This window comes from Dethiosulfatibacter aminovorans DSM 17477 (assembly GCF_900142005.1).
Classification (GTDB): domain Bacteria; phylum Bacillota; class Clostridia; order Tissierellales; family Dethiosulfatibacteraceae; genus Dethiosulfatibacter; species Dethiosulfatibacter aminovorans.
The window spans coordinates 1-8,928 of sequence record NZ_FQZL01000054.1 but is presented as its reverse complement, the minus strand read 5'-3'; the positions used below and the strand labels follow the sequence as shown (position 1 = coordinate 8,928).

General features: G+C 42.9%; 5 protein-coding genes. 3 read left to right on the top strand and 2 right to left on the bottom strand.

Annotated features, from left to right (window positions below; genetic code table 11):
• Together BUB05_RS17900 and BUB05_RS17895 are read left to right on the top strand one after the other, a co-directional pair.
• The coding region (locus BUB05_RS17900) for a urocanate hydratase (RefSeq protein WP_073051103.1) at positions 1–1,620 on the top strand (1,620 nt) is incomplete at its 5' end.
• Between the two features lie 121 nt (positions 1,621–1,741).
• Positions 1,742–3,460: a sigma-54 interaction domain-containing protein gene (locus BUB05_RS17895; RefSeq protein WP_139258080.1), complete on the top strand. Its 1,719-nt coding sequence runs from the start codon at positions 1,742–1,744 to the stop codon at positions 3,458–3,460.
• A gap of 45 nt (positions 3,461–3,505) precedes the next feature.
• On the opposite strand, the gene BUB05_RS17890 is transcribed toward BUB05_RS17895, so the two are convergent.
• The gene (locus BUB05_RS17890; protein ID WP_073051100.1) at positions 3,506–5,053 is read right to left on the bottom strand and encodes an HAL/PAL/TAL family ammonia-lyase; all 1,548 of its coding nucleotides are present in this window, start codon (positions 5,051–5,053) and stop codon (positions 3,506–3,508) included.
• A gap of 21 nt (positions 5,054–5,074) precedes the next feature.
• Positions 5,075–6,637, bottom strand: a complete 1,563-nt coding sequence (locus BUB05_RS17885; protein WP_073051099.1) for a BCCT family transporter — start codon at positions 6,635–6,637, stop codon at positions 5,075–5,077.
• A gap of 341 nt (positions 6,638–6,978) precedes the next feature.
• Between BUB05_RS17885 and BUB05_RS17880 the strand changes: the two genes are divergently transcribed.
• Positions 6,979–8,673 (top strand): sigma-54 interaction domain-containing protein, encoded by a 1,695-nt coding sequence (locus tag BUB05_RS17880; protein WP_094763068.1) that lies wholly within the window; start codon positions 6,979–6,981, stop codon positions 8,671–8,673.
• The last annotated feature ends 255 nt before the right edge of the window (positions 8,674–8,928 follow it).

Genomic DNA, 8,928 nt, shown 5'->3' with positions numbered 1-8,928 from the left:
GAGAACAACATGGAGAACGCGGAGATTCCCGAGCTTCTCGTAATCTACGGAGGAAACGGAAAATGTGCAAGGAACTGGGAGTCATACCATGCAATCGTAAAGTCCCTTAAGGAGCTTGAAGACAACGAGACACTTGTTATCCAGTCTGGAATGCCTGTAGCCATATTCAAGACAAACAAGCTTGCACCAAGGGTAGTAATGGCAACAACAAACATCATGAAGGCAGACTGGGAGACATTCTACGATCTTCAGGACAAGAACCTGACAATCTTCGCCCAGTACACAGCAGCACCATGGGAGTATATAGGAACTCAGGGAGTAATCCAGGGAACATTCGAGACCCTTTCTGCAATAGCAATCAAGAGATTCAACAACGACCTGACAGGAAGAGTATACATGACTGCAGGAGCCGGCGGAATGGGAGGAAACCAGAGCTGGGCAATGAAGATGCACGGCGGAGTTGCAATCATAGTGGATGCAGACGAAAGGGTAATAGACAGAAGGATAGAGAAGGACTATTTGGACCAGAAGGTATATTCACTTGATGCAGCCCTTGAGATAGTGAATGAAGCTGTAGCTAAGAAAGAGCCAACATCGGTGGCAATCGTAGGAAATGCAGCAGACGTATTCGAGGAAGCATACCAGAAGGGATTCATGCCTGACATAATAAGCGAGATGTGCCCATGCCACGACCCTATATCATACATTCCATCAGGATACACAGGTGTGGAAGCAGACGAATACAGGGCAAGAGACAGAAAAGCATACCTGGCGGATGCAAGAACTACAATGATCAACCAGCTCAGGACAATGAACAAGTTCTACGCCAAGGGTGTGGAGGTATTCGAATACGGTACAAGCATAAGAAAAGAGTGCAGGGATGCAGGAATGCCTGAAGATGAAGCCATGACAATTCCGGGATTCGTGTCGGAATACATAAGACCATTGTTCTGCGAAGGAAGAGGACCATTCAGGTGGACATGTCTGTCGGGAGATCCTGAAGACCTTAAGAGAACAGATGACCTTGCCCTTGAAATATGCAAGGGAGATCCTCTTGTAGAGAGATGGATAAAGCTAGCAAGAAAGAACCTTCCAATAGAGGGACTGCCTGCAAGAATCTGCTACATGGGATTCGGACAGAGAAGAAAATTCGGCCTTGCAGTTAACGAACTCATCAAGAAAGGCGAGATCAAGGGACCGGTAGCTTTCTCGAGAGACAACCTTGACTCGGGATCAATAGTCAACCCGACATTCGAGTCTGAAAACATGATGGACGGCGGAGACCTGATCTCAGACTGGCCATACCTCAACGGACTATTGAACTGTGCGGCAGGATGCGACCTCATAGCAATCCAGGCAAACTACTCAATGGGAGAAGCTGTACACACGGGAGTAACAATGGTAGCTGACGGAACAGAGGAAGCCGATGTTAGACTTGATGCATCACTGACAGTAGACTCCGGAATAGGAGTAATCAGACATGCCCAGGCAGGATACCAGACAGCAAAGGATGTAGCAAACGGAGTAGGAAAACTTACAACGGACTCAATCAAGGTGCCGCTGTGGTGGCAACCGGCTGAATTCGTAACATTCGGACCTGACGGCAAGGCTCCTAGATAAAAAGTAATTCAAATGATATTGAGGCAGATGGGAAAGCTCATAAATACACAGCTTTTCCATCTGTCTTCTTGTCGCATTGGAAAAATCAATTGTATTTAACTGAGATATTCTGAATCTGCAATTGTTGGGAGGGATATATATTAATTTTTTAGACGATGTTAAGAAATCCAAGCCTGTAATAATGGCTGTAAATGACAAGGGTGTCATTGAAAGCGTCAACATAGATGTAAAGAAAATATTTGGAAACACAAATATTGTTAATTGTAAATTCGAGGACATTTTTTCATTTGAGTTGGAAGAACTCCATGAAAAAAGAAATGTCTTTCTAAGCAACAGTAGAATGTATTTCATTAGCGCATCCAGGATGGAAACACATGGGATTGAAGTCACCGTTGTGATTCTTGAGGATGTGACGAGATTGAATGAAGATGAAAAACACATTTACTGTTATGATGAAATATTTTCAAAGATTGATGATGGTCTTTTGATGAGTGATGAAGAGGGAAGAATAAGCCTGTACAACAAGGCCCAAGAGGAACTGGAGGGACTTAAGCAGGAAGACTGCATAGGAAGACATCTTTGGGAGGTATACAATTATGTCTCCACGGAATCATCGGAACACAGGAGCGTATTCAAGTCTCAGGTGCCCATAAATGAGTACAAGGCCCATGTAAAGGATGGCAATGTTGAAAAATACCTGGCCTATGCCACCTATCCCATAACCAAGGAAGATGAATCAATAGCAGTATTTTCCGTGAGTAAGAATGAATCCATGCTTTTGGATCTTCTCTCTGAGACTATTGAATTGAAAAGACGTATAAAGGGTGAACATAGCGAGAACTACAATGACAATGGTACGTTTTATACCTTCAACGACATTAAGGGAAACAGCGATTCCATAAAGAAAACCATCAGAGATGCTGAACAGCTGTCTCTTATGACGGGCAATTTGCTGATAATCGGAGAAACAGGCGTCGGAAAGGAGATGTTTGCCCAGAGTATCCACAACATAAGCAAGAACAAGAAGGAGAAGTTTTTTGCAGTTAACTGTGCTGCATTGCCTGAAAACCTTCTTGAGTCCACCCTCTTTGGGACAGTCAAGGGATCATTTACAGGTTCAGTGGAAAAGGATGGATACTTTGATGCGGCAGGAAAGGGGACCCTCTTTCTTGATGAGCTCAATTCCATGCCCATGTACATGCAGACAAAGCTCCTGAGGGTTCTTCAGGAAAAGAGATTCAGAAAGGTTGGAGGACTGGAGAGTAAGCCCATCGAATGCAGGATCATCTGTGCAATCAACGAGGAGCCGGACAAGCTCATCAGCGAAGGCAGATTGAGAGAAGACTTATATTACAGAATTTCAAGGCTTTGCCTTTTGATTCCGCCATTGAGAGAGAGGCAGGAGGACATCCAATACTTGACAAATTACTTTATCAGCAAATACAATGAGATACTCAACAAGAACATCATTGAAGTGAGCAACGATTTGAAGGGAATGCTTTTTGATTATGTGTGGCCGGGAAATGTAAGAGAGCTTGATCATGTGATCGAAAACCTGGTAATAAGCTCTGATTCAAGTGAAACCAAGCTGACATCTGAGCACCTTCCTGGATTCTTGAAGAACAAGATACTTAAGGAAAAGAACATGAGGAAGGCAGGGTCAAATTCATTGCCTGAAACCCTCAACGAGCTTGAAAGAAGGCTCATAGTGGAAGCCTTGAACCGATTCAACTGGAACATAACCAAAGCTTCAGAGTATCTTGGGATCATAAGGCAGAGTATGATCTACAGGATCAAGAAATTGAATATAACCAAGGAAAATGATTATTGGGGGAATTAGAAAATCCAGGGCGAATGTGCCCTGGATTTTTTACTGATGCATTGTTTAGAATTCAAGCTTTCCTGTAATATTTTCAACTATTTCAACTAGCGTGCCTGAATTGATGAGCTCCTTTATCTCCTCTATATATGGATTCAGGAAGACATCCTCTTCGATTACGGGAATGGTTTTACTCAATCTGTTGAGGACAGTTTTCGAGGCGGATCCAGGTTCCAGTCCCTCGTCCATGAACTGGTGAGCCTGGTATACAGACAAGAGTTCAATGGCAAGAATATAGTCAAGCATCTCGGAAATCTTCAAGGCCTTCTTGGATGAATTGTAGCCCATTGCGACATAGTCCTCCTGGCCGCCACAGGTTGGGAAATTGTCTACGCAGGCGGGTTGACACATCATCTTCATGTCATTCAGTATTCCGGCTTGTGTATACTGTGTCATCATCATACCGCAGTTAAGTCCGGGATTCTTTATGAGGAACCAGGGATATCCGGACAGGTTGCTGTCCAGCAGTCTGTAGCTTCTTCTTTCCGACATCTTTGCCATCATTGTGGCGCCTATGCTGGCTGAATCCATTTCTATACCTACATAGGATGAATCGCAATTGCATGCAGAAATTGCTTCCCCGTCGTCTCCCTCTGGCCATATGATGGGATTGTCGCAGCATGAATTCATTTCCGTCTCTATTGTCTTCAGAGCATCCTTCAGTGTCTTTATGACAGAGCCGTGAAGCTGTGGGATGCATCGCAGGGAAAGCGCATCCTGTATTCTGTAATCATAATGCTTCTTGCAGATTTGGGAATCCTTAAGTATGTTTCTGACATTTGCAGCAACCTTTCCCTGTTCCTCATGAGGACGGATGCTCATTACTCTCTCGTCAAATGCCCTTGTTGTTCCCTTGAGGACTTCAAGTGTCATTGAACTGATGATTACGGCAGCCTTTGCGGAGTTGATCATATCGTATAGTGCCAGTGCCCCCAATGCCGTAGGGGAGGTTGTTGAAGAAGTGAGGACTAGCCCTTCCTTGGTTGAAAGACTGACAGGTTCCAATCCTGCCTGTTTCAGTGCCTCATTTGCTTTCATCAATTTTCCCTTGTAATATGCTTTTCCTTCTCCGAGGAGGTTGAGTGCGGCATGGGCTTCCACAGTCAGGTATCCTACCGAACCCTCTTTTGGGACATAAGGAGTCAAGTCTTTATTCAGAAACTGTCTGTACATCTCCACAGTGCTAAGTCTTGCTCCTGTATGGCCTGTTCCCACATTCAGTAAAACCATAAGCATGATTCCTCTGACCTGCTCGATTGCAAGGGGATCACCTACAGAGGTAGCACAGCTCAATACCACCCTTCTTGACAGTTCCGAGGCATCCTCCTTTGAGATTGCCTCGGTACAAAGGACCCCGAAACCTGTAGTGGTTCCGTATATGGTGCGTTCCTCCTCTGTCCATTTGGCAACCAGGTTGCTTGCATTGTTGACTCTCTGGCAATAATCGTCGGAAAATTTGACTTTCCTGCCGTGCCTGCAGACATCTACAAAACCTTGGATGTCAATGTCTCTATCTATAATGAGGGTTTCCACCCTCTTTTCCTCTAATATCATATTAGCCTCCGAAATCAGTATTTAAGCTATATCTTCATTGTTGTTTCCGGTATCGAGTTCCGATTTGTCGTAATCGGCCTTGAATATCAACTTGTAGAATATGCCGAACATCATCATAAGCTCCACAATAAGGATGGGGAAGCCAGACAGTGCCATTACAACCTTGGTTCCGTCTATTCCGCCATTAAGAATAAAGATATACGCCGTCAAGCCTATGTATACTCCCCAGAAAAGCTTTATTGACAAGGGAGCTTCCTTAACGCCTACGCTATCCCTTAAAGACATGAGTGAAACGGTTGATGTCATGGAGTCTGCAAGGGTTATGAATGACAGTCCTATGGTAAGGATTATAACCGGACGGAGAACTGTTGCAAGGGGAAGAAAGTCACAAAGCTTTAGCATTATGCTTTCCATACCTTCCGCGCTTAGGAAGGCATATGCATCAAAGACCCCTGTGAACTGAAGGTCAAGTGCCAGCCCGCCAAATGCTCCAAACCATATGATTCCAAAACCTGCAGGCAACAGAAGGTTAATTGTTATGAATTCCCTTATAGTCCTGCCGTAGCTTATCCTGGCAAGGAACAGACCTACGATGGGTCCGAATGCCAGCCAGTCGGCAAGGAAATACATATCCCACCACTGTGGCCACATGTCCGTGTTTCGGGGCGAGGTGAATGTCGAGATTTCAACGAACCTGTTTGCGAATCTTCCAAATCCCTGCAGGGTAAGGTCTGCGATGTACTTGGTAGGCCCGAAGATGATTACCAGCATCAGAAGACCAATGAATATCCATGCATTCTTGTCGCTGAGCCACCTGATTCCCTTATCCAGTCCTGATGCACTGGATATTGTATAACCAACGATAATCACAACGGCAATTATCGCCCACATGGTAGGGCTTGGCTGCAGTCCGAAGGAGTATTGCAGACCTTTTCCGATCTGCATTATTCCAGCTCCCAAGGCTCCTGCAACACCACCTACAATGGCTATCAAGGTAAGGGCATCAACCGTGCCGGATACCAGTGGAGTCATTGCTTTTTCTCCGATAAGAGGATAGAGTCCGGAGCTTACCTTGAAAGGCTTGTTCAGATTGTAGACTGCATAGCCTATTGAAAGACCGGCAATGGCATAGATTGCATAGGGCGTGATGGACCAGTGATAGAACGACCTTGTAATTGCAAACATGACAGCTTCCTGGGACCCGTTTTCGGCACTGATTCCCTGAGGAATTGCAAAAGTATGCATCAGAGGTTCTACTGCTCCGTAAAACATTATACCTGTTCCGATGCCTGCACAAAGCGCTATGGCCCAATAGTTCCACCTGGTCATTTCAGGCTTGGCATCCTTTCCTCCAAACTTGATTTTGCTGATGGGGTGAAAGCATATTCCTATTAAAAAGAATACAAACAGCAAACATCCTATATTCAATGTGAATCCAAAATTGTTCATTACATATGCAAAAATTCCCCATAAAGTACCGATGAATAATTCTTGATTAAACAATCCAATAATAATTATTATTGTAAATACAATTACGGGAGTGGCTATTACACCTAGCCTAAATTTCTCGTTGATTTTAAACATAATTCGATTTCCTCCATATTATTATTATTATTATTATTCAGTGCAGCCGCTGTTTATTTTAAATACCTCCTGTTTTATTATAATGCAATGGTTCCATATTTCGAAATACACCAAAATAGATTGCAATTATTATGCCAATTGACAAACTGTTGAAAACGCTGTTCTGGATTTACACGAATGAAAAAAATTTTTTCAAATTTCGGTTATTTATTAGTCTGAAAAGACAAAATCGAATGATAATATCAATAAAACCCCTATTTTTAGCCAGATTATGATATACTGTTTATATGTAAAAATTATTTTAAAAAGAAAAATATTTTTTCTAGCTTAGGAGAGAGGAAATGGAGAAAAGTTTACTGAGTTCAATCATCCAAAAATCCAGTAACGGAATAATAGTTATTGAAAATGGAAAGGTGGAATATGCAAATCCTGAAGCTGATAGGATATTCCAAGGCAAATTAAATTCACAAAGTATTGAAGAGAAATTAAAGTTAGATTCCTTCAAGATCGGTGACAGCCATTACAGGTTGAAAGCAATGGTGAAGGAGGTTGGACTGGAAGTAATTGAAGTGATGGATATTACATCAACCATTGAATTGGAAGACAAGAATTGCTTTTACGATGTAATGCTTGACAATATCAGCAACGGAGTAATAATGTCTGATGAATCAGGTCACATTATCGAGTACAACAAGTCAAATGAGGAATTTGAGGGCTTGAAACGGAAAGATGTGCTGGGAAAGAAATCCGACGAAGTATATGATGTGGACCTGGAAGACAGCCAGTTGCGCAAGGTAACCAAATCCGGGAAGGAGCTGCTTGACTGCAATACCAAGTACAATACAATTGAGGGAAATGAACGGGTTCTGGTATGCAGTTATTTTCCGGTGTATAAGGATTCAAAAGTCATAGGAGCATGTGGGATATCCGAGAATTTGACAAAGGTGCAGAAACTTCTGGACAGGACTCTTGAGCTTCAGAATGAATTGATAAAAAGCAGTAAAACAGAGCAATTGAAGTATTCTTTTGAAAATATCATAGGGGAGTCTCCTGAAATCAAGAAATCCGTTGAGGAGAGCATACGTGCATCTATTTTCGATTCGCCGATACTTGTCGTTGGAGATACGGGTACGGGAAAGGAATTGTTTGTGCAAAGCATCCACAACAACAGCAAGAGAGCCGGCGAACCTTTTATTCCAATAAACTGTGCCGCCATACCGGAAAATCTCATGGAAAGCCTTTTGTTTGGAACAGTGAAAGGTGCTTTTACCGGAGCGGAAAACAAGGCTGGTCTCATAGAGCAGGCAGGTAGCGGAACACTTTACTTGGATGAGCTCAATTCCATGCCTATAAATATTCAGGCCAAGCTTCTCAGGGTAATCCAGGAGCAGACAGTGCGACGGGTCGGAGGGAAGGATACAAAAAAAGTGAGGTGCAGGTATATTGCGTCCATTAATGATTCTCCGGAGTCCTGTATTGAAAACAACAGGCTCAGGGATGATTTGTTCTACAGACTGGGAGCAATCACTATAGAGTTGCCAAGACTCATTGATAGAAAAGGAGACATTCCTGTGTTGATAGAACATTTCATCGGTCAATTCAACCGAAAGTATAACTGCAATATCAAGGGTGTGTCTGTTGAACTGCTTGAGATATTCAATGAATACAACTGGCCCGGCAACGTACGGGAACTCCAGTATGTACTGGAGGGATCCATGTGCATGGATCGGGATATTGATGAAATAGGAATTAAGCATTTGCCGAATTACCTTTACAAGAAGTTTTCCGACTTGAAGCTTAGGTCCATCGGAAGGTTCGGCAACACAGACATGCATCTTAACAATATACTGGAAACCGTTGAAAGAGAAACTGTCCTCAAATGTTTGGCCAACAATGAAGGCAACCTGAACAGGACAGCCAAGGCCCTGGGAATATCTAGACAGAATCTTCACTACAGGATAAGAAAGCATGGATTGAAGAAATCCACAAGATACGGAAGTTTTGAATACTATGCCGACATTGATGATGATCAATAATATTGAAACCATCTTTTGCCAGTCTTTGGCCTTCAATGTTTCCCGTATCATATTCTTTTCCATGTTTTTCAGATAGTTCTTCAGTCCGATATCCTGTGATTTTGAAGTCTTAGTGGTTGGTATAAAATTTATACGAAAATTTGAAATAATCAACGTGCAAAATAAGGGCCTGCAGCGATTGTGCGTATAAAAATTATACTAATAATTTTAAAGGATATCGGAAGCAGGATGAAAAACGTTGAAAACACGTGACTT